Annotated in this window: 24 protein-coding genes; 9 read left to right on the top strand and 15 right to left on the bottom strand. The window is 38.7% G+C overall.

Annotation, left to right across the window (positions count from 1 at the left end; all coding sequences use genetic code 11):
• Positions 1–94 precede the first annotated feature (94 nt).
• On the top strand, positions 95–1,234 hold the full coding sequence (gene thrC / locus MTO68_RS01475; protein ID WP_004818568.1) for a threonine synthase: 1,140 nt from the start codon (positions 95–97) through the stop codon (positions 1,232–1,234).
• Positions 1,235–1,300: 66 nt separating this feature from the next.
• Here thrC and MTO68_RS01470 read toward each other — a convergent pair whose 3' ends face one another.
• The 3 genes from MTO68_RS01470 to pbpG all read right to left on the bottom strand — a co-directional run bounded on the left by MTO68_RS01470 (position 1,301) and on the right by pbpG (position 3,940).
• Positions 1,301–2,074 carry a hypothetical protein gene (locus MTO68_RS01470; protein ID WP_244014730.1) on the bottom strand — a complete coding sequence of 258 codons (774 nt, stop codon included), beginning with the start codon at positions 2,072–2,074 and terminating at the stop codon, positions 1,301–1,303.
• A gap of 9 nt (positions 2,075–2,083) precedes the next feature.
• Positions 2,084–2,713 carry a hypothetical protein gene (locus MTO68_RS01465; protein WP_244014728.1) on the bottom strand — a complete coding sequence of 210 codons (630 nt, stop codon included), beginning with the start codon at positions 2,711–2,713 and terminating at the stop codon, positions 2,084–2,086.
• 171 nt (positions 2,714–2,884) lie between these two features.
• Positions 2,885–3,940 carry a D-alanyl-D-alanine endopeptidase PBP7/8 gene (pbpG, locus tag MTO68_RS01460; RefSeq protein WP_004718389.1) on the bottom strand — a complete coding sequence of 352 codons (1,056 nt, stop codon included), beginning with the start codon at positions 3,938–3,940 and terminating at the stop codon, positions 2,885–2,887.
• Positions 3,941–4,172: 232 nt separating this feature from the next.
• On the opposite strand from pbpG, the gene MTO68_RS01455 reads away from it, so the two are divergent.
• The 3 genes from MTO68_RS01455 to MTO68_RS01445 are packed head-to-tail and all read left to right on the top strand — an operon-like array spanning position 4,173 to position 7,846.
• Entirely contained in the window at positions 4,173–4,808 is a 636-nt protein-coding gene (locus tag MTO68_RS01455; RefSeq protein ID WP_004718392.1) for a response regulator, read from the top strand.
• Between the two features lie 36 nt (positions 4,809–4,844).
• Positions 4,845–6,413: an ATP-binding protein gene (locus MTO68_RS01450; protein WP_244014726.1), complete on the top strand. Its 1,569-nt coding sequence runs from the start codon at positions 4,845–4,847 to the stop codon at positions 6,411–6,413.
• 17 nt (positions 6,414–6,430) lie between these two features.
• Positions 6,431–7,846, top strand: a complete 1,416-nt coding sequence (locus MTO68_RS01445; protein WP_239046606.1) for a sigma-54 dependent transcriptional regulator — start codon at positions 6,431–6,433, stop codon at positions 7,844–7,846.
• Positions 7,847–8,052: 206 nt separating this feature from the next.
• On the opposite strand, the gene MTO68_RS01440 is transcribed toward MTO68_RS01445, so the two are convergent.
• From MTO68_RS01440 to lptF, 4 genes are all read right to left on the bottom strand, one after another.
• Positions 8,053–9,231, bottom strand: coding sequence for a S41 family peptidase (locus MTO68_RS01440; protein WP_244014725.1), 1,179 nt, complete (start codon positions 9,229–9,231; stop codon positions 8,053–8,055).
• 30 nt (positions 9,232–9,261) lie between these two features.
• Positions 9,262–10,809, bottom strand: a complete 1,548-nt coding sequence (gene gpmI, locus MTO68_RS01435; protein ID WP_034613550.1) for a 2,3-bisphosphoglycerate-independent phosphoglycerate mutase — start codon at positions 10,807–10,809, stop codon at positions 9,262–9,264.
• 154 nt (positions 10,810–10,963) lie between these two features.
• The gene (gene lptG, locus MTO68_RS01430; protein WP_004818556.1) at positions 10,964–12,034 is read right to left on the bottom strand and encodes an LPS export ABC transporter permease LptG; all 1,071 of its coding nucleotides are present in this window, start codon (positions 12,032–12,034) and stop codon (positions 10,964–10,966) included.
• Positions 12,034–13,134 (bottom strand): LPS export ABC transporter permease LptF, encoded by a 1,101-nt coding sequence (gene lptF, locus MTO68_RS01425; protein WP_034613617.1) that lies wholly within the window; start codon positions 13,132–13,134, stop codon positions 12,034–12,036. The genes lptG and lptF overlap by 1 nt, the downstream gene beginning before the upstream one ends.
• Positions 13,135–13,278: 144 nt before the next feature.
• On the opposite strand from lptF, the gene MTO68_RS01420 reads away from it, so the two are divergent.
• From MTO68_RS01420 to MTO68_RS01405, 4 genes are all read left to right on the top strand, one after another.
• Positions 13,279–14,727 carry a leucyl aminopeptidase gene (locus MTO68_RS01420; RefSeq protein WP_244014723.1) on the top strand — a complete coding sequence of 483 codons (1,449 nt, stop codon included), beginning with the start codon at positions 13,279–13,281 and terminating at the stop codon, positions 14,725–14,727.
• Positions 14,720–15,127 carry a DNA polymerase III subunit chi gene (locus tag MTO68_RS01415; protein ID WP_004818553.1) on the top strand — a complete coding sequence of 136 codons (408 nt, stop codon included), beginning with the start codon at positions 14,720–14,722 and terminating at the stop codon, positions 15,125–15,127. The genes MTO68_RS01420 and MTO68_RS01415 overlap by 8 nt, the downstream gene beginning before the upstream one ends.
• A 32-nt stretch (positions 15,128–15,159) precedes the next feature.
• The gene (locus MTO68_RS01410; protein ID WP_239046608.1) at positions 15,160–15,789 is read left to right on the top strand and encodes a hypothetical protein; all 630 of its coding nucleotides are present in this window, start codon (positions 15,160–15,162) and stop codon (positions 15,787–15,789) included.
• 188 nt (positions 15,790–15,977) lie between these two features.
• Positions 15,978–16,196, top strand: a complete 219-nt coding sequence (locus MTO68_RS01405; RefSeq protein ID WP_004818550.1) for a hypothetical protein — start codon at positions 15,978–15,980, stop codon at positions 16,194–16,196.
• Positions 16,197–16,299: 103 nt separating this feature from the next.
• Here MTO68_RS01405 and MTO68_RS01400 read toward each other — a convergent pair whose 3' ends face one another.
• The 3 genes from MTO68_RS01400 to MTO68_RS01390 form a co-directional block, all read right to left on the bottom strand.
• Positions 16,300–17,460 carry a hypothetical protein gene (locus MTO68_RS01400; protein WP_244014721.1) on the bottom strand — a complete coding sequence of 387 codons (1,161 nt, stop codon included), beginning with the start codon at positions 17,458–17,460 and terminating at the stop codon, positions 16,300–16,302.
• A gap of 214 nt (positions 17,461–17,674) precedes the next feature.
• Positions 17,675–18,262: a CDP-diacylglycerol--glycerol-3-phosphate 3-phosphatidyltransferase gene (gene pgsA / locus MTO68_RS01395; RefSeq protein WP_004718416.1), complete on the bottom strand. Its 588-nt coding sequence runs from the start codon at positions 18,260–18,262 to the stop codon at positions 17,675–17,677.
• A gap of 105 nt (positions 18,263–18,367) precedes the next feature.
• Positions 18,368–19,162, bottom strand: a complete 795-nt coding sequence (locus tag MTO68_RS01390; RefSeq protein WP_105714641.1) for a thioesterase family protein — start codon at positions 19,160–19,162, stop codon at positions 18,368–18,370.
• A 518-nt stretch (positions 19,163–19,680) separates the two neighbouring features.
• Between MTO68_RS01390 and MTO68_RS01385 the strand changes: the two genes are divergently transcribed.
• Entirely contained in the window at positions 19,681–20,601 is a 921-nt protein-coding gene (locus MTO68_RS01385) for a tetratricopeptide repeat protein (RefSeq protein ID WP_244014719.1), read from the top strand.
• A 144-nt stretch (positions 20,602–20,745) separates the two neighbouring features.
• Here the strand turns inward: MTO68_RS01385 and uvrC are convergent, their stop codons facing one another.
• The 5 genes from uvrC to lpxO all read right to left on the bottom strand — a co-directional run bounded on the left by uvrC (position 20,746) and on the right by lpxO (position 26,037).
• Positions 20,746–22,545, bottom strand: a complete 1,800-nt coding sequence (uvrC, locus tag MTO68_RS01380; protein ID WP_244014718.1) for an excinuclease ABC subunit UvrC — start codon at positions 22,543–22,545, stop codon at positions 20,746–20,748.
• A 110-nt stretch (positions 22,546–22,655) separates the two neighbouring features.
• On the bottom strand, positions 22,656–23,483 hold the full coding sequence (locus tag MTO68_RS01375) for a hypothetical protein (RefSeq protein WP_244014716.1): 828 nt from the start codon (positions 23,481–23,483) through the stop codon (positions 22,656–22,658).
• 321 nt (positions 23,484–23,804) lie between these two features.
• The gene (locus MTO68_RS01370; RefSeq protein WP_244014715.1) at positions 23,805–24,224 is read right to left on the bottom strand and encodes a PH domain-containing protein; all 420 of its coding nucleotides are present in this window, start codon (positions 24,222–24,224) and stop codon (positions 23,805–23,807) included.
• Positions 24,225–24,359: 135 nt separating this feature from the next.
• Positions 24,360–24,983, bottom strand: coding sequence for a PH domain-containing protein (locus MTO68_RS01365; RefSeq protein ID WP_244014713.1), 624 nt, complete (start codon positions 24,981–24,983; stop codon positions 24,360–24,362).
• Positions 24,984–25,092: 109 nt separating this feature from the next.
• Positions 25,093–26,037, bottom strand: coding sequence for a lipid A hydroxylase LpxO (lpxO, locus tag MTO68_RS01360; protein ID WP_004718437.1), 945 nt, complete (start codon positions 26,035–26,037; stop codon positions 25,093–25,095).
• Between the last annotated feature and the right edge of the window lie 198 nt (positions 26,038–26,235).

Here is a 26,235-nt window from a genome sequence, read left to right as displayed (position 1 = left end):
AAGCGCCATTCAATGAATGGTGCAGCCTCTCCAAGTAGAGGCTTAGAGGTTAAAAGAATATCTTATTTGCTCTACACACAATTGGAACACCATCATGTCTAATGCCAATCGCTATACAGGACTTGTTGATCGCTATCGTGACCGCTTACCAGTATCGAAAACTACACGTGCTATTTCTTTAAATGAAGGTAATACGCCTCTCATTAAATTAGACAATATTCCCGGTATTATTGGTAAGAATGTTGAAATTTATGTGAAGTATGAAGGTTTAAACCCGACAGGTTCGTTTAAAGACCGTGGTATGACCATGGCAGTGACCAAAGCGGTAGAAGAAGGCTCTAAGGCGATTATCTGTGCATCTACAGGCAATACCTCTGCTGCTGCTGCTGCATATGCTGCTCGTGCGGGTATCAAAGCATTTGTGTTAATCCCAGAAGGTAAAATTGCCATGGGTAAAATGGCACAAGCGATGATGTACGGCGCGATCACTATGCAAATTCGTGGCAACTTCGATGACGGCATGCGTTTGGTTAAAGAAGTTGCAGACCAAGCACCGGTAACGATTGTTAACTCAATCAACCCATACCGCTTACAGGGTCAAAAGACCATTGCTTATGAAATCGTAGAAGCGTTAGGTCGTGCGCCTGACTACCACTGCTTACCTGTCGGTAATGCGGGTAATATCACTGCGCATTGGATGGGTTATACTGAAGCCGTTGCGAATCAACCTGTTGAAGCATTTGAACAAGTGGTTTATGACCCTGCAACAGATAAGTTTACAGGTCCAAACCCTGAAGGTCGCCCAATCATGGTCGGTTATCAAGCTTCTGGTGCTGCACCGTTCTTACGTGGTGGTCCTGTTGAAAACCCAGAAACAGTTGCAACAGCAATTCGTATTGGTAATCCTCAAAGCTTTAATCATGCCAAAGCGGTCGTTCGTGACTCAAATGGCTGGTTTGATGAATTGACTGATGCTGAAATTTTAGAAGCGCAACGTTTGCTTTCTATGTATGAAGGTGTATTTGTTGAACCTGCTTCTGCGGCATCTATCGGTGGTGCAATTCGTGATATCAAAGCAGGTAAAATTGCTGAAGGTTCTGTGATTGTATGTACTGTGACAGGTAATGGTCTAAAAGATCCTGATACTGCAATTAAACAATGTGAAGATGCAGTGATGCTGTCTATTGATGCAACAATGAATCAAGTGAAAGACTCTATTCTTTCAAATATGTAATAACGCATTCACATCTAAAAAAACCAGTTGTGCACAACTGGTTTTTTTATTTGCTCAAGCTCAACATTATTCTTCTTCATATTGGTCATAGCTATACTGTCTTGCCAAGTCCTTTTCTATACGTTGAATATCTTCAAGACTAATTTCCTTGATTTCAAATAAAGGCTGCTTGAGTAAAGGATTTACTGCATATAAAGCCTCATGTTTCGAATAAGCTATGCTTAACTTTTGCTCAGTCTCGTCATAACTTAGACCTGATTCAGTTGCAATCAATGCTTCCAGCAATCCTGGTTGCTCTGAAAGTTCTGATAAGGTTCCACTGAGATGAATAGAACAATAGTCATATTCAGCAAAAATTTTCCCCACACTCTTTCTAAGCAATTCTGAGTTTTCTGAATAAACCAAACCAGCAAAACCCTCATCATGCTCTTCAAACCATTGTTGCTTTTTCATCGACCATAAACCATAAAATTTCACTTCTTGATCAAACTGTATCAACTGAAATTTTTGCATCTCGGCAAGCTGAACAAATTCAAATGTATCCTCATCATTTAAGCTTGCAGGTAATACATCCATAGATAATTCATCATCATCCAGAATATGTTCACCACAACGCGCAAAGACAAAATCATCCAGTTGTTTTAATTGCGCCTCATCCGCTTCAAAAAGCGATTCAACTTCATATAGAGCAAAATCACGCGCACTCTCAATTTCAAGTTGCTTATAGGTTGCTTCTGCCTGTTGTTTATTGTCAAAAATATTGGCAATACGATTTCCCGCAATATAAAAAACCTCATCGTTATAGCCAAAGTATTTTGCACGTATCACATAAGTCGCCATACGAATCCCCTAATTTTTTGTTGATTGCATTGTCTGTTTTCGTTGATATAGACCTTGAGCACTTAAAGGTATCGCCATTCCATTATCCATCCACAATTCAAAATGCATGGCATTAAAAAAATCTGCTGGGCTATACACAATATTTTCCAATGGAGGTAATTCCCTAATACGCGGCAAAATATCGTAAATAAACCAACTGTTGTGGGTGATTAACAAAGAATGCAATTTGCCTGTTAAAGCCAGAGGTGACAACATCAGCTGTGAAAGCGCTTTATCCTGTAAATAATATTGATGTAACTGCTCGAGTTGCTGTTCAAAGTTTTTAGGTAAATGTTTAGCATCTATCGCATTAACAAAATCATTTAAGGTTGGAATAAAACGCTGTTGGTAGTCCACCAAGAGATGATCACGCTCACACAAGTCTTTAATATCAATTGACTTGCCTGCACTATTTTGAAGGCTATGCCCAAACACAGGAATCACCACCGAATTTACGCCCCATAATGTATGTAAAATTCGATGACGGGCATCACTGCATAAACTTTTGGTACTATCAATAAATCCATGTATTTGATAATAGTCTTCTGCTTCGCCGCCCCAACGTTTGGCAGAAATCCGTGCATGTTGCATTGCATTCATTATCTAAGGTCATCATTTCTTGTTGTTGTTCAACAGTAACCCATTTTAAAAAATAAGCGAATACAATTTATTGATGATGGTTTATTGATCTGCTTAATTTAAGCATAAAAAAAGCCCTTCATATTAAAGAGCTTTTTGTCATTTGGCTGGTTAAGTACCGTGAAAAACCGATTAGATACGTTTCGGTAAATTACTCACCCAATTTAATAAATTGGTTGCATCATTGGTACGTGCCTGAGAAGAACTTGCACCTAATAACACCACCACAGCTGGACGACTATTTACAGTGGTATGCATAACCACGCAACGCCCTGCTTCATTGATATAACCCGTTTTAGAAATATTAATATTCCAGCCACCATTACGTACTAAGGCATTGGTATTGTTTGATTTCAACACGCGATAACCTAAATTAAAGTCATAGTGTGCTGTTGTTGAAAATTGACGGATCAAGCCATATTGCGATGCAGCACTGACTAAAATCCCCAAATCTCGAGCAGAAGAAACATTACGTGGATCTAAACCAGTAGATTCAACATAATGGGTTGAGTTCATGCCCAATTGACGTGCTTTTGAATTCATTGCAGCAAAAAACGCTTGACGACCACCTGGGTAAGTACGTGCTAAAGCCGCTGCAGCTGGATTTTCAGATTTCATCAATGCCACAAGTAACATTTCAGCACGATTCATGGTATCGCCAACTTTTAAAGTTGAACTTGAATTCTTACCACCAGCACCCGCAAAATCGATTTGTTGCAAAGTGATGTCTTCAGACATATTTAAACGGGCATCTGCGGTAATCACCGCTGTCATCAACTTGGTAATTGATGCGATAGGCAACGCCATATTGGTATTTTTACTAAACAGGACTTCACCTGTTTTTGCATCCATCACCAACGCAGCACGTGCATTTACCGATGGTTGGCTGTTATAGGTATTGGTGTCATAAATCTGTACAGACTTATTGGTCAATGTTGTTGGTGCAGCATTTGACGCACGAATTGTTGTGGTTAAGGTAGTTGAGCCTTTTGGAGAAATATCCTCGCCATCATCATCCAGAGAGTCACCATTGAGTAACTGGCTGGCATCTGAAGAAGACCAATTTACAGTTGCTTGTCCGCTCCCCCCCGATGAGTTCATAATGATTTCAGCAAAACCGGTAGAACTCAAACTGAGTAGTACTGACAAACTCAGCACATGCATTAACGTTTTTTTTGGTTTTTTCACGATAACTTACTCACCTCAAGGAGGTATTCACAAACTTGCTAATTACCTCAAATATGACTTACATTTACACTCAAACGTGACTATATTAAAACAAATATTTCAATCACGCCGTATTATGCGTAAATATTGAATGGATATTAGGAATAGGATTGCCAATTTTGTTATGTCTTTGCAAGTCTTTTTTGCTTTATGTAACAAAAATGTCGATATTGAGAAATTTAAGGAGGTGTAAGTGATTACTGTTTTAGTGGTAGATGACCATGAATTAGTAAGAACCGGCATCTGCAGAATGTTAGAAGATCAGACCGATATTCAAGTCATTGGACAAGCAGAATCTGGTGAAGAAGCAATTACGATTGTAAGGCAACAACATCCCAATGTAGTTTTATTGGATGTCAACATGCCTGGAATTGGTGGTGTAGAAACTACCCGTCGTTTGTTACAAACCGCACCTGATACTAAAGTACTCGCTGTGAGTGGTTTGGCTGAAGAACCCTATCCATCGCTATTATTGAAAGCTGGAGCTCGTGGTTACATTACCAAGGGCGCGCCAATCACAGAAATGGTTCGCGCAATCAAAAAAGTCATGCAAGGCGGTAAGTATTTTAGTGCCGATATTGCCGAACAACTTGCAAGCTCTTATTTATCCGATACACAAACCTCACCTTTTGACGCGCTGTCAGAACGTGAAATGCAAGTTGCAATGATGGTGGTAAATTGTGTCAGTGCACAAGAAATTTCTGACAAACTCTTTGTCAGTGTAAAAACAGTCAATACTTATCGTTATCGTATCTTTGAAAAATTAGGACTTGATAGTGATGTAAAACTCACTCACCTTGCGATACGTTATGGTCTAATTAAGCCATAAATTGATTAAAACAATAATTTATCTTGAGTACGATTTATGTCGCCTACGGTAACGGTTCCCATTTATCAAACAATTTACCGTCTAGGCACACTGTATTCAGGGTATAGATTGGTTATTGCCTTTTGCTTAGTCATTATTTTTCTGATTACCCTTGAACATCAACCCGTACATTACCAATATCCCAGCTTATATTTTTATTCTCTAACCGCATTTACGCTGATTGCAGCATTACAAATGATGCTGCTCAAGTTCTACCCGCATGGGGTTGGACGACAATTTATTGGTTTTTTTATTGTTGATATTCCCTTTCTAAGTACCTTGGTATTTGCCCTCAATGGGCCAAATTTAGCCATCAGTATTTTGTTCGTGATTGCTGTTTTTACCGCGAATTTTCTGTTGAGTAAAAATAAAGCGCTATTCGTAACACTGGTTTCTGTGATTGCGATTATTTACCAACAGTTTTTAGGCAGCTTCTTCGATTTTTCAAATTTAAATAATATTAGTAACAGTGCCTTATTGGCTTTTTTATTTTTTATGGTCTATGGCATTGGGCAGATTGCAATTAATCGCTTCCAAGTTTTAGAGTCGTTAAATACCTATCAATCTCTTGAATTATTTAAGTTACAGAACATTAACCGCTATATTTTAGAACAGATTGAAGTGGGTTATTTGGTGCTCGATGAAAAGTGCAAAATTATCGTCAGTAACCCTGCTGCCTGTTTACTTTTGGGTATTTCACCACTTTACGCGCATGAGCAATATCATTTATCCAGCTTTCAACCAGACTTATATGAAATCTTAAAAGATGCCATGTTACGTGATGGAGAACGCTTCCAATTTGAATCGCATCAGTCCTCGTATACGGTCGATATTCGCGTACAAAAATTGATTGTTCCGCATCAAGCACTCACGCTTTTGGTCCTCGAAGATGCACAAAAAATTAATCAAAAGGTACAACAACTCAAACTTGCTGCACTTGGTCAATTGTCCGCCAGTATTGCCCATGAGATTCGCAATCCACTTGCTGCCATTGCGCAGGCCAATGATCTCTTTATCAGCAGTGACCCAGAACAACAAACCATTTTAAATCAAATTATTACCAAACAGACCATCCGTATCAACAATATTATTAAAGATACCTTGGATATGGCAAAAAATAAAAAGACCCATACATCGAAAATTAATTTTCAAGAATTTGTTGATGACTTATTACGCCATGATTTAGGGGATGCTCAGGAAAAAATCAAATTAGAGGTTCAATCTGATGTTTGGATTTATTTTGATGATTCTCATCTTCGACAAGTTTTAATCAATTTAGTGCGTAATGCATTACGTCATAATGATCAAAATGCTGAGCACATTTTAGTGCAAACGTTTAAAAATGAATCACACGTATATATCGATGTGATTGATTATGGGAAAGGCGTCACAAAACAAGATCTTTCGCAATTATTTCAGCCATTTTTTAGTACCGAAATCAATGGAACTGGTTTAGGATTGTACCTATCGCAGACGATATGCGAAGCGAATCAAGCGAAACTAATTTACGTAGAGCAAAAACAACAAGGGGCGTGCTTCCGTATCGAATGCCCACTCATGGATTAGATTAGGTTTTTGGGGATATGACTACACGACAACCATTGGTTTTACTTGTAGATGATGAACAAGATTTATGTATGTTAATGCAAATGAGCCTTTCTCGGATGGGCATCAAAACGCATATGGCACACCATTTACAACAAGCCAAATATTTTTTTAGTGAATATAAATATGATGCCTGTATTACCGATTTAAACCTCCCTGATGGTAGTGGTTTAGATTTGGTTAAACATGTATCGCAGCATTATCCTAAAACGCCTATTGCAGTCTTAACTGCATATGGAAATATGGAAATTGCGATTGCCTCGCTGAAAGCAGGTGCTTTTGATTTTGTCAGCAAACCGATTAACCAATTACATCTGCAACAACTTTTACAAAAAGCTTTGCATGTACCACAGTTAAGAGAAACGATCAGCGATGCGCCGCTTGAGGAATCAATGCTCATCGGTGATTCACAGGTGATTCGTAAGTTAAGAGAATCGATTAAAAAAATTGCCCGGTCACAAGCACCCGTATTTATCACGGGTGAATCAGGAACAGGCAAAGAGGTTGTTGCCAACCTCATCCATCTACTCAGTAACCGCAGTGATAGCCCTTTTGTTGCGATTAATTGTGGTGCAATTTCTGAAGAGCTGATGGAGAGTGAGCTATTTGGGCATAAAAAAGGCTGCTTTTCAGGTGCAACTCAAGACAAACAGGGTCTTATTCAAGCTGCCAATGGTGGTACCCTGTTTTTAGATGAAATTGCAGAGCTGTCATTGGCCATGCAAGCCAAACTGTTACGAGCATTGCAAGAAAAGAAAATTCGTCCTCTAGGCAGTGATAGCGAAATCGAAGTTGATTTTCGTATTATCAGTGCAACACATCAAGACATTGAAGCATTCGTTGAACAAGGCAAATTCCGCCATGATCTGTTCTTTAGAATTCATGTGATGGATATTGTCCTGCCACCATTGCGCGAACGTGATTGTGATATTCTAATTTTAGCCAATCATTTTCTTCAGCAAATTTGTACAGAGTGGCGTATTTCAACTAAGTCTTTCACTGAACAAGCCAAAGCTTTTCTTTTGCAACAACATTACTCAGGCAATGTTCGTGAATTACGCAATATCATTGAAAAAGCCATTACCATGAGTGATGAAGACTATATTGATATTCAACAGCTACAACCAGCTCCACATCGTGGTGTCCACAAAGTCGAACAGCATGATCTGATGCAAAGCAAAGCCTTGCCTATCGTCATGCCGAATAAAGCACAAAACATTCCAGAAGAAGGTTTGGAGCAATATTTAGAAAAAGTTGAAAAAGAAGTGCTGTTATCTGCATTAAATCAAACCCATTGGAATCGCACTTTAGCTGCGAAGAAATTGGGCATGACCTTTCGTTCTTTACGCTACCGTTTGAAAAAGTTTGGTTTAGATACCGATGATGATGAATAAAAGTAGCCTCCATTCTTCATCATAATATCAACTCAAGCATTTTTTGCTTTTTACATGGTTACAACATAGCGACATAGATGTCGTCGTTGGGTAAGGAGGGGGTAGATCGCCCCCTTGCCCAACACAACGTGATTTAACTGCCGAATGTCAGATATAGCAGCATAAAACGGCTACAGTGTTATAAATTCACTTCTCGGTATTCAACTTTATCTATCACGATGTTTTAATAGTTGATCTGCAACATTATTTAAATAAATTTCTTCTTTTTGATCTAAAGCCCATGGATATTCCAAATTAGGGCGAATACCCTGCCCATCAATCATATTGCCATTAGGCGTATAATAATGCGAAACCGTCATTTGTAATGCAGCGCCATTTGGCAATGGAAATAACTTCTGTACAACGCCTTTGCCATAGCTTTTTTCACCAATGACCCAAGCACGTTGATGCTCTTTCATTGCAGCTGTAAAGACTTCTGCGGCAGATGCTGAACGACCATTAATCAAAATACCTAATTTGGTATTGGACGACTCATCACCGGGTAAGGCTTGGAATTGTTGATTGCCTTCTGAACGACTTTTGGTAGAAACAATTGTTCCCTGAGTTAAAAACAGATCAGCCGTTTCAACAGCAGCGGAGAGTAAACCACCGGGGTTATTGCGCAGGTCGAATAGTACGGCTTTTACTTTTTGAGTGCTGTATTCTTCGATTAAACGTTTAATTTCATTGGCTGTATCTTGTTGAAAGACTTTGACTTTAAGAACTAAAACCTGATTATGCAACATAATCGGCTCGATATCTGCCACTTCTAATTTGCGATTTCTGACCACTGTGATGGCTGGGCTTTTTTCATTGAGTTGCAACTGAAAAGTTGAACCAATTGAGCCATGTAATAAATCTTCGACTTGTTGGGCATTTAAATTTTTAAGTTCTTGATTTTCAATTTTAAAAATAGTGAAGCCATTTTTTAAACCGAGTTTAAATGAGTCTGAATTATCGCGTAAATTCTTCACTTTCCATTGATGAATATGACTATCAAAAGCCAATTCAAAGTCAGCAGTCGCAAGGTCACTTTCCGTATATTGCATTAACTGTTTATATTCTTCAGGACTCAAATAACGTGAATAGCGATCTAAACCACCCACCAGCCCTTTGATTGCCTGTAGAAACAGAACATCATCCGGTTTTTCCTGAACATAATTATCTTTGACGATGCCGTAGATTTGCACAAACTGCTCAATCGATTCAATGGGCACTTCGGCAATACTTTCTTCGACATCACCATCAAAATCAAGTGCGGCAGCATTTTCTGCTGCCCAAACTGAATGGCTTCCACAAGCCAACAATCCTGTTAATACAGCAATATATTTCCAAGCTTGAGCCATTCACGCACCTAGTTTTTAATAGAGATAATTTTATGCTTTCAATGTAATTAGATTACGGCCTTGCATTTCTGTCGGCACAGGGAGATGCATTAAACTTAAAATAGTCGGTGCAACATCTGCTAAAACGCCACCTTCAGCAATCGTCGCTGAGCTTGGTCCAACATAAATGAAAGGTACAAGTTCAGTGGTATGCTGGGTATGGACTTGACCACTCACATAATCCTGCATTTGCTCGACATTACCATGATCAGCGGTAATCAGCATGTGACCATGCTTTGCCATTACAGCTTCATATAAACGACCAAGGCTTGTATCAACCGCTTCAACTGCTTTCACAGCTGCATCAAACACGCCAGTATGACCCACCATATCGCCATTGGCATAGTTCACCACCAAAAGGTCAAACTCGCCTGAATTGATCGCATCAACCAGCTTGTCGGTGACTTCTGGCGCGCTCATTTCTGGCTGTAGATCATAAGTCGCCACTTTCGGTGATGGGATTAGAATCCGTTTTTCACCTGGATATTCATCTTCACGGCCACCGCTAAAGAAGAAAGTCACATGGGCATATTTTTCTGTTTCTGCAATACGTAACTGCGTTTTGCCTAAAGAAGATAAGTATTCACCAATTGAATTTTTTAAACCTTCTGGCATATACGCCACTGGTGCATCGATCGTCGCTTGATAACGCGTTAACATCACAAATTTGGATAGATGTGGTACCACTTTACGCTCAAAACCAGCAAAGTCTTGCTCTACAAAGGCTTTGGTAATTTCACGTGCACGATCAGCACGGAAATTCATAAATACCACACTGTCGCCATCTTGAATTTTTGCGATTTCACCAATACGGGTTGCTTTAACAAATTCATCATTTTCATTGGCTGAATAAGCTTGCTCTAAACCTTCAACTGCTGAATCAACAACACGTAAAGCTTCTCCTTCAGTCATCAGGCGGTAAGCTTGTTCCACACGATCCCAACGATTATCACGATCCATAGCAAAGTAACGTCCAATCATGGTGGCAATACGCCCTTGATTTGGATATTGTGCAAATACAGCATCGAGTTTTTCTAAAGAAGGTTTTGCACTTCGTGGTGGCGTATCACGACCATCTAAGAACGCATGTAAATAGACTTTTGCCCCACGTTTCAAGGCAAGCTCACACATCGCAATAATATGATCTTGATGAGAGTGGACACCACCCTCTGACAACAGCCCCATGATGTGTAATGCACCATTTGCCGCTTTGGCTTTTTCTACTGCATCAATCAGAACTTCATGCTCGAAAAAATCGCCGGTACGAATGTCTTTGGTGATACGGGTAAAATCTTGATACAGCACACGACCAGCGCCCAAGTTCATATGACCCACTTCTGAGTTACCCATTTGCCCATCTGGCAAACCCACATCTTCACCTGAACCTGAAATTAAACTATGCGGATGCTTTTCTTGCATCATGGTTAGATTTGGCGTTTTTGCTGCTAAAAACGCATTATCTTCGACCGCTTCACGATGACCCACACCATCCATAATCACTAGAACGTGAGGGATTTTGCCAGCAGTTGCATCCGTCATGATTTACACTCTTTACTGTTTACAAATTAATCGTTACATCTTACCGTTTTTTTACGGCAGACTCTATGCTAAGACCATGGCAAAAACGGGTTGCCATCATCTAAATTTCTAATCTAGTTAAAATTCAACTGACCTAAGCAATTGATTCATCAAATTATCTTGCTCTGTACAACAAATAACTGCCGATACCAAACATCAATACAATTGGCAAAAATACAAACCAAGCTGGCGATGGTGCATAGACCAAACTCGCATAGCCCAAGAAGTCTTGTATGTAATAGAAGCCCAAACCAACAAATAATGCGATGACTAAACGAAAACCCATGGATTGTTGGCGCAAAGGCCCAAAAATAAATGAACAGGCAATCAACACCAATGCAAGTAACGCAAATGGTGAACCAATATTTTTCCAGAAAGCCAAAAGATATGTCTTCGGTACTTGGCTATATTCATGCATATATTGCATAAAACTCAACAACTGCGTAGGGGCTAAGTCCTCAGGATTGATGGTCACCATATGCACATATTTCGGTTGCAATGCGAGTGCTAAATCCTGTTGGTTTTTATTGACAACTTGAGCTTGACCATTGTCCAATAAATTGACTTGGGCACTGTTTTTTAAATTCCATTGACCTTCTTTGAAGAACTGCCCTTCTTCCGAATTTAGCAATGATTTCATTCGATAATTTTCGTCAAAATCGACAACTTGAACTTGTTTTAGCGTGCCTTGCGAGTTGGCATAATCAATATAAATAAAGCGTTGCCCTTCACGTGTCCAATAGCCTTTAACTTCCCCAAGCGCCGCGACACTGCGATGGCTTTTAATACTTTTCGCCTGTTCATTGGTATAGGGAATTACGAATTGGGTCAATAAAAATGAAAGCACCACCAAAAGCATCGCTGAACGCATCACCCAACCAACAATACGCCAGAGGCTAATACCCGCTGCTCGCATCACAATCAGTTCACTGTTGGAAGCCATTGAACCTAAACCCAATACAGCCCCGATCAAGGCTGCAATTGGAAGAATCTCATACAAATAACGAGGTGCGCCCCATAAAACATATTGCAACGCATTCCAAGCCGTATAGCCTTGTTTAAGATCACTTAACTCACCCAAATAGGTGAACAAGATCTGCAAACTGGCAAGGACTGCGGTCGCACCTAACATGGCGAGCAAGGTGGTTTTCGTCACATGTTTTGCGACAATTCTACGTGCTAACATTATGATTTTACTCGCTGTATTTGCTTTTTAATCTTAGGTGCTAATTTCTGCTTTCTTGAAAATAGAGCGGCAGCAACAGCATAGAATAATAACACTGCAGGATATGCCCAAACACCCACCTCATCTTTACTGATACGGGTTCGTATTGCCATGAGTGCCACAATTAAGCTGGCAAAAATCAATAATGCTGGGAAAAGTTTGAGATAGCGACCTTGTCTTGGGCTGACTTCACACAATGCAGTTGCCAGCATTAAGGCGACAATAATGGAAAACGGAACAAATAAGCGCCATCCCAACTCACTTGCCACAACAGGGTCATTTCTATTTTCAAGCAATTTGCCAAAAGATAGCCCCTCGACTTCATCACTTTCAAACTTGGCTTCTTTATTATTTTCTAAACGTAAACGATAAGATTGGAATTCAGTTTGGCTATATTTGGGTGTTCCTGGGTAAATTTCATAACGGCGACCTTCGACTAAATCGACCACACTGGCGGTTTCATTGGCAATTTCAATCCGTGTCGCTTCCTTTGCCAAAATCATGACATCAGGTTTGCCTTCTTTTTCAGCACGTTGATAAAAGAAAATATCTTTTAGATTTTTACGATCTTCAGATAAAGAGCCTGCATAAATCGTATAAGCCCCCGAAGAAATAAACTCACGTGGCCGAACTAAATCAAAGCCTGTTCGTACCGCTTGTGTAGAGATCAGTTGCTCATATTGACGGATCCCCCATGGAGACATCCAGATCATTAAGACACTTTGTACACACAAGTAAATAACAGTCAGTGGAATCAATAATCTGGCGACTTGAATACGGCTAATACCACTCCCGTTCAGTACCGCCATTTCATGATCGACATATAAACGACCAAAAACCAGCATCAACCCAATAAAGAAACCCAAAGGAAGAATTAAAGTCAAAAACTCAGGTAAACGAAAACCGATAATACTCAACAGAATACTCGGATCTACACGCCCCATAGCAGCTTGACCAAATCGTTTAATCAATTGCCCACCCATCATAATGACTGTCAATAATGTGACAACCACAAGAGAGGTCGAAACGACTTGTTTGACAAGGTAACGTCGAATAATCAAATTAATCTTCCAAATAAGGGTAATATCGTGATGTAGCGCTAGTTTACCCGAAGTTAAAATTATAAAACTAGATTGAAATTCTACCATTTGAAGTGGTTCAATGGTTTAATGATTTGAAATGTACAAAAGGCACAAAGACAACACATGAAACTTACGATCAATACGTCATTTTCAGCGTCTACATCTAGCCAGTCGTTATTTATTCTGGTGGATTCTGAAAACGCTAAACAAGCTCAAGAAACATATAAAATCAATGACTTGAACAGCATAATTAAAGACACTCAATTCAAAGCAAGTTTAAACGAAACTCTACCACTTATCGGAAAGCTAACTCAAGTTACGCAATGTACTTTAGTGGGCATAGATAAAGCCTCTGAAATTAAAGCTGCGAAATTAGCAAAAATCGCACAAACCATTATCAAAGCTTCACAAAAAAAATTCCAAAAAATCAGCATCGATATTTCGGCTTTACCAACTGAGTTACATTATCTATTTGCATTAAATTTGACGCAAGCTGCATATGCTTATGATGAATTCAAATCGAAGAAGAATGAGTTTACTTTAGAAAATATTGAATTTATTGCAACGCAATCAAGTCTGACTGCAGAACAGATCACGCTTATTAAGGCTGTTCAAAAAGGTCAAAACTTTGCCCGTGACTTAGGTAACTGCCCTCCTAATATTTGCTTCCCTGAATATTTAGCAGAACAAGCACATGCTTTAGCAGCTGAATTCCCTGAGCTTTTACAAGTAACGGTACTTGAAGAACAACAACTTGCTGATCTAGGCATGCATGCTTTCCTTGCGGTAAGCAAAGGTTCTGATCGTCCAGGACGAGTGATTACCCTTGAGTATAAAGCCAATCCTGATCAAGCACCGATCGTACTTGTGGGTAAAGGTGTGACTTTTGATACAGGTGGTATTTCATTAAAACCAGGCTTAGGCATGGATGAAATGAAATTTGATATGTGTGGTTCAGCATCTGTGCTGGGTACGATTCGTGCACTTTGTGAAGCGAAACTCCCGATTCATGTAGTTGGCGCAATTGCTGCTGCTGAAAACATGCCTTCTGGCCATGCAACTCGCCCAGGGGATATTGTAACCACCATGAGTGGTCAAACGGTTGAAATCCTGAATACCGATGCCGAAGGCCGTTTAGTCCTTTGTGATACCTTAACGTATATTAAACGCTTTAATCCTGCATTGGTGATTGATATTGCAACATTGACTGGGGCTTGTGTGGTGGCTTTAGGTTCAGTGGTTTCAGGTTTATTTACACCAGATGATGAACTTGCAGAAGAAATTACAGCAGCAGGACACACTGCATTTGACCGTGTATGGCGTATGCCCGTATATGACGATTATCAAGAACAACTTGATTCGCCATTTGCCGATATTGCCAATATTGGCGGGCCAAAAGCTGGCGCAGTTACAGCAGCTTGCTTCTTACAACGCTTTACCCGTGACTATCGTTGGGCACACTTAGACATTGCAGGTACAGCGTGGAATTCTGGTGCAAATAAAGGTGCAACAGGGCGTCCAGTGCCATTGTTGATGCAATTAATCGCCAACCGTGTACAAAAGAATGGCTAAAATTAGCTTTTATTTGTTTGAAAAAAGCCCTGAGCGACAGGTGGAAAGTGCCTGTCGTTTATGTCGTAAAATTTTACGAAATGCAGCCAAAGTTTGGTTGCATTGTCCTGATGTAGACATGCAGCAACAACTGGATGAACGTTTATGGAGCTTTGATCCGACCAGTTTTATTGCGCATGGAATTGATCAAATTGATGCACCGATCTGTATTTCTTCAAGATTACCTGAGTCTTTAGACTGGATTGTGTTTAATTTTAACAATCAAGCACTTGAACAAGTGACACAATTTAGTCACATTATAGAAATTATTGAAAATGCTGAATCAGCAAAACAAATTGGTCGAGAGAAATATAAAGCCTATCGACGAATGGGTGTTTCGCCTCAAACATTTAAACTTTAATTCTTCATTCTCATTTTATATCAAGGAGATGCGTGGTGACATTAAATGTCGGTCAAGATTTTAAAAAGCGCTGGTTAGATACGCCTGAAGCGGTACGCCAAACTTTTGTAGATGACCTTAACCGCATCTGTGACCTTCTCAGCCCTAAAACAAATGTACAGGACTGGTTAAGTAACGACCAACGCCAAATGCAAGTGGCGCAACTCCAAGTTGAACACGCCTATGCTGAGCTAAAAGCCCAGCTGATTGAAGAAGCACGTATCCGTAGACAATTAGCACTTGAAAAATCTTTAGCAGAAAAACGAGCATTACAGCACGCCTATAATTTAGCACTACAACAAGATGAAATTCAGCAGTTTGAACATCAACAATTGACCTTACAAAATTTACGTCAACAAATTGATATTGAAATTTCAGAATATAGTGAAAAATACACTAAAAATCCTGATTATCCAGCAATAGATTATGCCAATGGGCAATTCCGCATCACAGATGCGCAAATGACCTCAGAGTTGGAAAGTGTTCGTTTACGTCTTGAGTTAGAAGCAGAAACGCTCATCGAACAGAGCTTAAATGCTTTACGTAGCAAACTACAAACTGCGGCAAAAGAAGAGATTGAATATATTTTGGCAAATTCGAATTTTTCGGCAGAAAAAAAATAAAGTTTATTTATTTTAATCGGATATCCACGTTTACTTGTCACGAAAATGCAATATTAATGTCACATGATAGTCATCTCGGATGGCTTTAACGCTTATGTGTACAGGTTAAAAATATTTTAAGTGATCAACTCAGTGAGTTTTTATTTTCAAGATAAAAATTTCCAATCACTTGCATCAGGATGAATAAAATGGATCTGCTTAACCACATTTCGAACCAAATTGCGCGACTACATTCAGGTGAAAAATGGACTGTTTCTATACAAGATTTACTGATTAGCCGTGTAGATTTTCAATCGCTTTCAGTATTTCTTTCTCGGGAATCTGAAAAAGGGACTTTTTCACTGACTGATATGGACAAGCTAAAATCACGCTTTGAACATACCTCTTTGACGATTATCAAAAACTAATTAAGCCTGATACTTTGTCTCCTTCTCAAAACAAGTTCGCAAATAAACCAAAGTCTCATTTCAGCTTTGGTTTATCTTAAATGTAGTGTGGAAACACAGGATCTCAACAGATAATTTTTGAAATTAGCTTGGCTTCAACCCGTAAGGTCTCATTGTTGTTTTGATCAATTTCAACCAAATATTTTCCATTGGAATAAAAAATAGAATTGTCTTTTAAAGCAAAACTCATCACGCCTTTTTTTAATACAATCATCTCACCAGAAGCTGTCATCTTGATCAACTCCCAAGAATTTGGAATCATCCCTGGATATTTTTCGCCCGCCTTCTGATTACGTTCTAAATTTTGCTGAGCCTTAATCAAATTACCTTCAACGAATAACTCTTCTTCTGACTTATGTTGCGATTTGGCTGGATTATTTCCAGACGTTGTTTTTAACGATTCACCCGTATAGCGTTGAGTAAAGAAATCCAACCACCCCACAATCGCACGAATAATTTTAAAAGGCGCAAAAATAATATCTTTAAAGGTTGTTAACGGGGATTGGTGAGCGCCATCACGGGAATACGGGCGTTTAATAAAATACAAATTGCCCTGCTCATCCATTTTGGGTTTAAAGAAATCAAACTTTGGATTTGAAGCGATTGTTTGCAACTCGCCTGTTCCCATATCCAAATGAAAAATTTCTTTGGGGCTATAGGCAATACGGTGTTCGCCATAGGCTAAACCACACGAATCATAATACAACTGCATGGTATCTCGCGGATCAAAACATGGATTTGAATCCTGACAATCCCCTTCGGTCAAATACTGTGTTCGATTGGCGTCTAAAGGCAGAATACAAATATGCCGTTCATAACCCTGGGTGTTAACGGATAGTGCTAAACGCTTTTTAGATTCATCATAAGCCATGTCCTGCACCACAAAATCATTCTTTCGTAATACTAAGCCTTCGGTTTCGTGTAAATCTGTCAATGATTTGATATTGATCGAAGTGCCTTCTTGTAAACAAGCGGTATAAATCATTTTATGATCAGTAGTCAGAGCAACATCTGTGGGGAAAATATGCTTTAAATCCACCTCATCATTTTGTGACGATGCTCCCATGAACTGTGCGCCCGTACCTTTGGTTTTCCAATCTTTACGTTGTTGAATCTCAACTAAATTCTTTTTATATAAGTCAATCGCTTGGCAAGGAACCGTAATACTTTTATTCCCATCCAATAAATACAAATTTTGATTCGATAAATAAAGCAATGCTGCCATGTGTATTCCTTAATTTTACCTGCAATGGCGTGTTTCTCAATATTCCAGTTACAGTGTTTCTTGTAATTTGATTGATTTTCAATATAGCCCAAGATGATGTTTAACGATTTGTATCTGTTTTCATCAATCTTTCCATTGTACTGACTTTCAAGCACAAAAAAAGCCTTTCACGAGAGAAAGGCTTTGATCTGTATATTGCATTCATTTGCGCAGATTAAGGCTGTTTTAAATAAGGCCACGCTGCTTTTAAATAAATAAACATCGACCAGAGTGTCAAAATGACCGCGGTATATAACAAAGCATAAGCCAGTATTTCAAGCGGCTGCCAATTCAATAAAAACACCGTGATCGCAATCATCTGAAAGGCTGTTTTATATTTACCCACCGTGGAGACTGCCACATTGGTACGTGCACCTAATTCAGCCATCCATTCACGCAGCGCTGAAACTGTAATTTCACGTGAAATAATCACAATTGCGGCAAATGCCATAGTGATTGATGGTTGCCATTGCACTAAAACAATCAGTGCTGCTGCCACCATTAATTTATCTGCAACAGGATCTAAAAACCGCCCAAAGGCTGAGGTTTGATTTAATGTTCGTGCCAGATAACCATCAAACCAATCTGTGACTGCAGCAACAACAAAAATTGCAGTCAAGATAATATGACGCGTCATACCACCAGTATGTCCAGCCACTCCAATTGCAGGTGGCCAATAGGCAATAATTAAAAAAACAGGAATTAACGCGATTCGAGCAAGCGTCAAGATATTTGGAATATTCAGGATACGACCTGTAGTCATAGACACCGCCAGTGAGTCCCCTACTTACCCGAATGAAGGTAAATAATAATTTAGAGTAAAGCTCTATTTCGTTAGTACTTTAAACGATTCACATGAAACTGTCGACTAGGTAAATACCGTAACCGTCTGTCTTGCAATCGCAATGAGTCGATTTTGTTCATCCCAAAGATAGGCATGTTCTGTTGCATATCCATGCTCAGCAAAGTCTGTAATCACTTTATACTTAAACCAATCATTCAACTGATTTTGTAAAGGATGGATAAAGGTCACTTGCCACGTCAGTGTACTTGCAGGTGCTGGCAGTTTAAACATCGGCAATACACCGGGTGGCCAAACGTCCATTAAGGTCATGATATCTGAGACATTCATTGCTCGATTGGCATGTAGCTCAGGGTCAAAACGACACCAACCTGAAAAATCAGGTTGTTTACTGCCTGACATTGGATAATTCCCTTCAGTCCATGCCAGTTGGAAATTTTTTACACACTCTGGAAAAGGTAAATATTTAGGGACAATATTAATCTGATCAAGTGACGGAAAATCAGGAGCTTGAGGCTCTAAAGACACTTGAATTTTAGAATCGCGTTGGCTACCAAAACTTGCAATTAAAATACTTTGCACGGCCTCATTTTGCCACAATCTGACTTCAATCGTCGTGACTGATTTACCCTGTCTCAGGATTTCAGCAGTTAATTTCACTGGCGTTTCTTCAACAGGTCCAACAAAAGTGACACTACAACTTAACAACTTTTTAACTGGATCATGAATGGTTGCAATTGCTTTATAAACCAACATACCTGCAACGAGACCACCAAAGATGGTACGCCCCTGCAACCATCCTTGAGGAATATCAATCCATTCTTCCTGTTCAATCTGCTGAAATAGCGATTCTAATGACATGATCTGTCCAATTTTTCGATCTTTGCTGTACTGTTTCATATTTAACACGAGATGAAAATGATCAGTGACTGATGCGTCAATGGTTGTTTTGGCAAATGCGATATAGGATCAATAGCGTTCATTCAGATTCCAAACCAGTTGGCTCAAGTCTACAACGACAAGAATCAGGTTTTAACACATTGTATTAAATGGATATTGAGCCTGCTATTATTTATTCATATTTCAGTGCTTCGTATAACAGTACTATGCGCAGAATAAAGCAGATCTGAGTAGAGGCTGATTGTTTAGAATCAGAGAATATCAGCACATATAACATAGAAGATAAGCGCAAATTGAACACTTTTCACCCTTCACTTGATCAGATAACGGATTGAAGGCAATATGTATAACGTACTTATCTTTAAGAAATTTCCAAGCAGGAAATAAGAAACGTGCGCTTAAAATAACAAATACAACCCAATGATAACTTCAAAAATATTGATCTAGGATGCTCTTTAGCTTGATCAATTTTGGATTTTATGATGAATATACACAATCTTTGGCGAAACCCGCTTAAACACTATTGTCGAAGTTGGATCGGGATTTGCTTTGTTCCAATGCTCCTCGCCTGCCAACAGACCAACACAGCAAAAACTATCAATACTGAAAGCATAGACTGGAATGCTCTGCAATTTACCTGTAGCAAAGAGCAAAACCCAGCATTCGATGACGCGTCTGATGCCTTGTTTCAACGTGCAAGAGCCTTAGAGAAAGCCAATAATCCAGCCAATGATGCTGAAATGGTTCGCCTCTATCAACAAGCTGCCAAACGCGGTCACTATAAAGCAATGCTAAACCTTTCCATCCTCTACGCAAATGGCATAGGTGTAGCAGTTGATCAAGGAAAAGCCGTTGATCTGGTAGAAAGCGCGATGAAAATGCAATCTGCGCACGCCTATTACTCAATGGGTGTCTTTCTTCAGCAAGGTATAGGCGTGAAGAAGGATAAGACGGCAGCGTTGAGTTACTTTCGCAAGGCAGCGGATATGGGGAACAAGTATGGACAAGCAGCAACAGGCGAAAACATAATTCGTGCTTTTCAACTGCAACCGGAGCCCGCTAGAACTCGCGGCAAGACTATTGGAAGGCAAGCACTAGAATGTGCACTTTCACAAGACTTGGCTGATGCAGGCCACGCTCTTGGAGTGGACTATCTAATCGTAGAAAAAGATATTCCAAATGCACTGAAATACGTCCAAAAAGCAGCATCTCTTGGCAGCAAAGACAGTTTATTTAAACTCTATTTTGTTTTCGGCAGGGGGGAGCATGGAATCCTCAAGGATCCAAAACACGCTTCATGCTATTACGAATTGCTAGAGCAACGCCGAGCCGATCCAAATAAACGTTTTCCTGATATTGATCAGATCTGTCCATTACCGCTGCTGTTGTTACCACACTGAAAATAACTACCGCATCATACCTGCAAATAATCGATCAGCACTGCTTGTATATATCAACATATAAGACCAAGACTGCATAAATATTTAATTAAAATCAATAAGCTGAATTATACATATGACTTATAATCGAGAATAATAACAGTGTTATTCATGCAACACTTTATAAATCATTCGTGCCATAACATCACCCAAACCGGGAACATTTTTTAAATCATGTTCAGAGGCTTTAAGTACCCCTTGAATACCACCAAAATGTGTCAGTAAATCACGGCGACGTTTGGGACCTAAGCCCGGAATAGCCTCAAGTACCGAACCTCCACGACGCTTATCTCGTTTAGCGCGATGTTTAGTGATTGCAAAGCGATGTGCTTCATCACGAACCTGCTGAATCAAATGCAGGGCTTTATGGTCTTCAGGAAGCTGAATCTTGGTGCCATCGGTAAAATGCAGTGTTTCTAAACCGGGTTTACGCCCTTCACCTTTGGAAACACCCACCATAAATGCATCTAAACCAAGCTCTTGCATAACTTCCATCGCCATATGAAGTTGCCCTTTACCCCCATCAATCAATAATAAATCGGGTAACATGGCTTTTTTATAACGGCGTGTTAAGGCTTGGCGCATTGCGGCATAATCATCACCGCCGGTAATATCTTCAATCGCAAATTGACGATAATCGCGTTTACGTGCGCCACCTGCATCAAAAACCACACATGATGCAATGGTTGCTTCGCCCATAGTATGCGAAATATCAAAACACTCAATATGATCAACAGGTCGTCCGCAAACTTGTTCCAATTGATGAAAACGCTCATTTAATTCTAAATGATTGGCTAATTTTCCTTTGATCGCATGCTGAACATTCATTTCAGCCAACTCAAGCCATTCAGCACGAGTTTCACGAACATTGTGTTTAATCTGAATTTTCTTTTCAAATTGTTGATGTAAAGCTTCTTCCAGTTCTTTTCGGTCTGTCACATTTACATTGACAATCAGTTCAGTAGGAACTTCATCTGCGACCTGAAAATAAAAATTGGCGATAAAGTCAGATAGCATTTGACCCAAATCATCATCTAACATATCTGGAAAATAACTTTTCCCACCCAGCATTTTCCCATTACGCACATGCATGATCTGTACACAGGTCACACCCGCTTGATAGGCAATGGCGAGAATATCAGCTTCACCTTTGACTTTATAAATAGCTTGCTGTGCTTGGACATCACGCAGTAAGGCCATGCGGTCACGGTAAAATACCGCTTTCTCAAATTCTAAATTTTCTGCCGCTTGTTCCATTTTTTGAATCAATTCCTGATTCAGTTCTTTGGTATCGCCATTTAAAAAACGAATCGAGTTTTGTACGTCTTCATTATAAGCTTCGGCTGAAATCAGCCCCACACAAGGCGCAGTACAACGCTTGATCTGATATTGCAGACAAGGACGTTTACGCTGTGAAAAATAGCTGTTTTCACATTGACGAACATTAAATAATTTTTGTAGAACTAACAGTGTATCTCTTGCATTATAAGCGCTTGGATAGGGGCCAAAAAACTTACCCACTTGATGTTTGCCTTTGCCTCGCCCTGAAGCAATACGTGGATAAGGTTTATCTGCGGAGACAAAAATATAGACATAAGATTTATCATCGCGCAACATAATGTTATACGGTGGGCGATGCAGTTTTATTAGATTCTGTTCGAGTAATAAAGCTTCCGTTTCAGAACGGACGACAAGGGTTTCAATATCATAAATACGTGCAACCAAAGCCTGTGTTTTCGGATGTTCAATGGTTTTGACAAAATAACTTAGTACGCGATTTTTTAGATTTTTGGCTTTTCCGACATATAATAATTCACCCTCTTTTCCCAGCATTTTATACACACCAGGTAAAGTCGTCATATTGGCTAGAATCTTTTCGATATTTTCACGTGCGTTTTCGTTCACAGTAGACTTTTAACTTTGGACTATAAATGGATGATGTAGTTAGATCATCCATTTTTCAAGTCTACTTGAGTGAATTACTTGCGCTTTCTATTGGAACATATATTGATTTTTCATTTTTTAAAGGGCTGATTCGCAGCTTTATAGGCGATACGGTTCATCCAATTACACGCCAATTCATCAGATTTATGATAAAAAAATTCATTTTGAGGATGATATTTTCCACGATAGTCGTTTCCATCTATTGTGAGCTTTACATTGCGATATAGGGTGTTTTCCTTGTCTTTGAATCGCGTCCAAGCCACATTATTCCAATTTCCTGTTGCTTCTATTTCTAAATCTGCAAATACCTTTGCATCAACGATATACGGTAAGAACTCAATATATTCCTGATTACTATTGGCTGACAAACTTTGCCAACAAATAGAGCCTTTTGGAAATACTTCATTTGGCGAATAACCTAACCCTAAGATTGTAAGTAATATCTGACCTGCTGCACTACTCCTCATTTGGCGGATTGGATTATAAATATCATCCGTAATCAATTGCCCAGAGACATCAATTTTCTTATATTGATAAGATAAAACCAAAGGTTGTTCAGCAATATAATTACTCACGGAATATTGTAATTTCGTTCCATCAAATGTTGCAGACTCACCCAGCAAGTATGTATTTTGATCTAATTGTGGTGGGGTAAATGTCGAAATCGCATTGTGTGTTAGATAATATTTTGAAGTTTCTTCTATAGAAGCATCTTGAATCAAGAGATTTTTATTTTCATTAATATGGTAAGTTTTTGCTCCGAATAGTAAGTCAATGCCTCCACCTTGAAATGAATATAGGGTATCAAATTTATCTGATTCGCTTTTTGAATCATCCGATCCACCACCACACGCTGTTAAAATTAAAGCATTGATTATAAAAAATATTGTTTTTTTCATTATAGCGGTTCACTCGACTATTTATTTTGAATCATTATTAACCAATATTTGATAAAATCACAAGTGTAAATCGCTTAAATTTCGACTGTTTTTTATTTTCACTTAGTTGATTATTAAAGTAAATTTCAAGAGACTCTCGTCTCAGTTAGGCCTTGTACTTTAAGCTTCTTTTATAAATCCCTTTTAAAACCATAAATCAACATAAAAGCCCCTCATCCTAGCCTTCTCCCAATGGGAGAAAGAACTTTCAATACCCGTATGATTCACTTCTTATGATGATTCTGAAATATTTATCACACACGATCGCTATTATCTGTTTATTTAAATCTGAGAACTATTTACTTCTACTGCCTGACGAAAGGCCTGCTGATCTCTTGGAGAAACCAAGACCTGTTTGATTTTTCCGTCTTTCATATATTCGATTTTCAAACGATCTAAAGATAATGCAGGTGATGAAATTGAATTATTGGTTTTGCTGATCTTTTGAATATTTGCCAATGGGATACGCCATTTTAAAAATAGACTATGAATGATCAAATCTTCATCTTCAACGATATAGCGTGTATTGAAAACTGGCCACCAAATCACCGCAATAGTTAAAATATACACCGCTGTATGCTCAGGATATTCAACCATAGTGCCTTTTGCATACATGGTATAAAGCAATTGAATCAGCAGACCTGTCATTGCGATTAAAAAGCCTAAAATCCACCAATCAATTTTAGTATGAAATTTTTGCATCACGCTCTTCAAAGTTTCCCCATACAAAATATTATTCTATCTGAATTTCGAGTTAAATATGACTATAAAATCATCAATTTACATAATAAAAAACGCCCTTCCGAGCGTTTTAATTTTTGACTAAATGTCTAAACATCAATTTTTTAAATAGCGATCAAAAATTTCAGAAAAATCATAATTCTCAATCTGTCGAATACGCTGGTTGGCATAATCTTCAACTTGTTGCGCAGTCTGATTGATAATTTCAGGTAAATTTAAAATTGCCTGTTCACTAAGCTCTCGTAAGTTAAACATTTTCTGCACATTATCAGTGCTTTGTAATAGCACATTACGTTTACGATTGATCTCTTTGCAGGTTTCACCAATGGTAAATAATGCTTTATAGAGATCACGAATTTTCTCGATTTGTTTTTTATCAATATCGATAGAGAAATGCTGCTCACCTAATTGGAACTTGATTTCAGCATCTAAATCCACTGTACCTGCTGTTTCCAAAAGTACATTTTTAATTGGATTGTGCTTATACAAGTAACGATACAACATGCGTTTTTTACTGATCGCACTTTTACCATCTAGGTGCATAAAGGCCACATTGGTAAAGCAATATTCATCTGTTTTACTTTTGATGACAAAGAAAATTTTCTCGTTATCTTCATGAAAAATATAATCATCAATATCTGTTTTATTGAAATCATGTGGCTCAATAATTGTTCCAATATCACTCATACCAATCATTTCTGAGGCTAAATTTTTAAACATTTTGTGTTTTCCAGCGCTTTTATAAATTATGAAAGTAAATTAAAAAAATCGAACGTTAAACTCAAGTCAAAATTTGTTATTAAAAAAACGCCCTGGTGGGCGTTTTAAATCAAATCATTTTTTCAAAAAATGCAATGATCTGTGACATATATGGTCGAATAAAAATCAGGAAGAAAATCCCTAACATCAAGAACCACTTTAAAAAGTAATACAACTGACGATTGGTTTTTTTCAAGGCTTTGGCTTTAATGCGGATTTGGTACACATAACCAAAAACTTTGTTTAACCCCCCTGTTTGATCACCTGCTTCATTTGGAGAACTGGCAGCTGTCATCACTTTTTTACCGAACCAGTGATTAAAGCGCTGCATAAATCTTGTTTTTAATGGACGCTCTACATCAGCAAAAAAGATAATACGATTTTGGTCTGTGGTATTTTCAGCATAATGAATATAGGTTTCATCAAAAACCACGCTTTCACCATCACGCCATGAATAACGCTGACCATCTACATCAATAAAGCAACGATCATCATTTGGCGTAATGAGCCCCAAGTGATAACGCAATGAACCTGCATAAGGATCACGATGGCGCACTAATCGACTATCAGGTGCAAGCTCTGTAAACATTGCCGCCTTAATACTTGGCAAGGTTTTCAGCAATTCAGTTGTTTTAGGGCAAAGCTCTGCTGCTGACGGATGCGCTGAGTCATACCATTTTAGGTAAAACCGTTTCCAACCTGTTTTAAAGAATGAATTAAAGCCTAAGTCATCATATGTACTTGAAGCCTTGATTCCACCTTTGGCATATAACGCTTGCGCCTCTTCACGAATCATTTCCCAGTTTTCATCTAACACTTTTAAATCTTTAAAATGTTGTGTGTCGATATACGGCTGATTCGGCACTTTTGAAAACATATACATGAGAAAGTTAATTGGTGCGAGTATCGTTGAATGGTCAAAAAATTGACGATAAAACGAATGTCGCACTTTACCGCGATTTTGGATATACAAAGCAGAAATCACAAAAATCGCCAATATGATCCATTTAATCATACAGCACTCTTTTCATTAATCAGGTTAATCAAGCAACATGTGCTGATAGAATTTTAAATCTCAAAAAGTGAGAATGTTTCTACAAATTATAACAAACCTATAAATCAAAAAGCCATAATGACCTAATTGTATGTTTTTATTAATTATTATTAAAAATAAACCAAATTTGTAGTCACTTCTACAAATTTGGTTTAAGTT

Origin of the sequence: Acinetobacter sp. NyZ410 (assembly GCF_022828975.1) — a bacterium.
In the GTDB taxonomy this organism is placed as follows: domain Bacteria; phylum Pseudomonadota; class Gammaproteobacteria; order Pseudomonadales; family Moraxellaceae; genus Acinetobacter; species Acinetobacter guillouiae.
This window is presented reverse-complemented; position numbering and strand designations above follow the sequence as displayed.

What these genes read in the sequence shown, in the direction of transcription:
- MTO68_RS01450 (WP_244014726.1), top strand. Translation starts at nt 4,845, where the DNA reads ATGTCGCCTACGGTAACGGTTCCCATTTATCAAACAATTTACCGTCTA.
- MTO68_RS01365 (WP_244014713.1), bottom strand. Translation starts at nt 24,983, where the DNA reads ATGTTTAAAAATTTAGCCTCAGAAATGATTGGTATGAGTGATATTGGA.
- MTO68_RS01405 (WP_004818550.1), top strand. Translation starts at nt 15,978, where the DNA reads ATGGATCTGCTTAACCACATTTCGAACCAAATTGCGCGACTACATTCA.
- MTO68_RS01465 (WP_244014728.1), bottom strand. Translation starts at nt 2,713, where the DNA reads ATGAATGCAATGCAACATGCACGGATTTCTGCCAAACGTTGGGGCGGC.
- MTO68_RS01445 (WP_239046606.1), top strand. Translation starts at nt 6,431, where the DNA reads ATGACTACACGACAACCATTGGTTTTACTTGTAGATGATGAACAAGAT.
- lpxO (WP_004718437.1), bottom strand. Translation starts at nt 26,037, where the DNA reads ATGATTAAATGGATCATATTGGCGATTTTTGTGATTTCTGCTTTGTAT.
- MTO68_RS01420 (WP_244014723.1), top strand. Translation starts at nt 13,279, where the DNA reads ATGAAACTTACGATCAATACGTCATTTTCAGCGTCTACATCTAGCCAG.
- thrC (WP_004818568.1), top strand. Translation starts at nt 95, where the DNA reads ATGTCTAATGCCAATCGCTATACAGGACTTGTTGATCGCTATCGTGAC.
- lptG (WP_004818556.1), bottom strand. Translation starts at nt 12,034, where the DNA reads ATGTTAGCACGTAGAATTGTCGCAAAACATGTGACGAAAACCACCTTG.
- MTO68_RS01370 (WP_244014715.1), bottom strand. Translation starts at nt 24,224, where the DNA reads ATGCAAAAATTTCATACTAAAATTGATTGGTGGATTTTAGGCTTTTTA.
- MTO68_RS01390 (WP_105714641.1), bottom strand. Translation starts at nt 19,162, where the DNA reads ATGTCATTAGAATCGCTATTTCAGCAGATTGAACAGGAAGAATGGATT.
- MTO68_RS01385 (WP_244014719.1), top strand. Translation starts at nt 19,681, where the DNA reads ATGATGAATATACACAATCTTTGGCGAAACCCGCTTAAACACTATTGT.
- MTO68_RS01375 (WP_244014716.1), bottom strand. Translation starts at nt 23,483, where the DNA reads ATGAAAAAAACAATATTTTTTATAATCAATGCTTTAATTTTAACAGCG.
- gpmI (WP_034613550.1), bottom strand. Translation starts at nt 10,809, where the DNA reads ATGACGGATGCAACTGCTGGCAAAATCCCTCACGTTCTAGTGATTATG.
- MTO68_RS01415 (WP_004818553.1), top strand. Translation starts at nt 14,720, where the DNA reads ATGGCTAAAATTAGCTTTTATTTGTTTGAAAAAAGCCCTGAGCGACAG.
- MTO68_RS01400 (WP_244014721.1), bottom strand. Translation starts at nt 17,460, where the DNA reads ATGGCAGCATTGCTTTATTTATCGAATCAAAATTTGTATTTATTGGAT.
- MTO68_RS01470 (WP_244014730.1), bottom strand. Translation starts at nt 2,074, where the DNA reads ATGGCGACTTATGTGATACGTGCAAAATACTTTGGCTATAACGATGAG.
- MTO68_RS01440 (WP_244014725.1), bottom strand. Translation starts at nt 9,231, where the DNA reads ATGGCTCAAGCTTGGAAATATATTGCTGTATTAACAGGATTGTTGGCT.
- pgsA (WP_004718416.1), bottom strand. Translation starts at nt 18,262, where the DNA reads ATGACTACAGGTCGTATCCTGAATATTCCAAATATCTTGACGCTTGCT.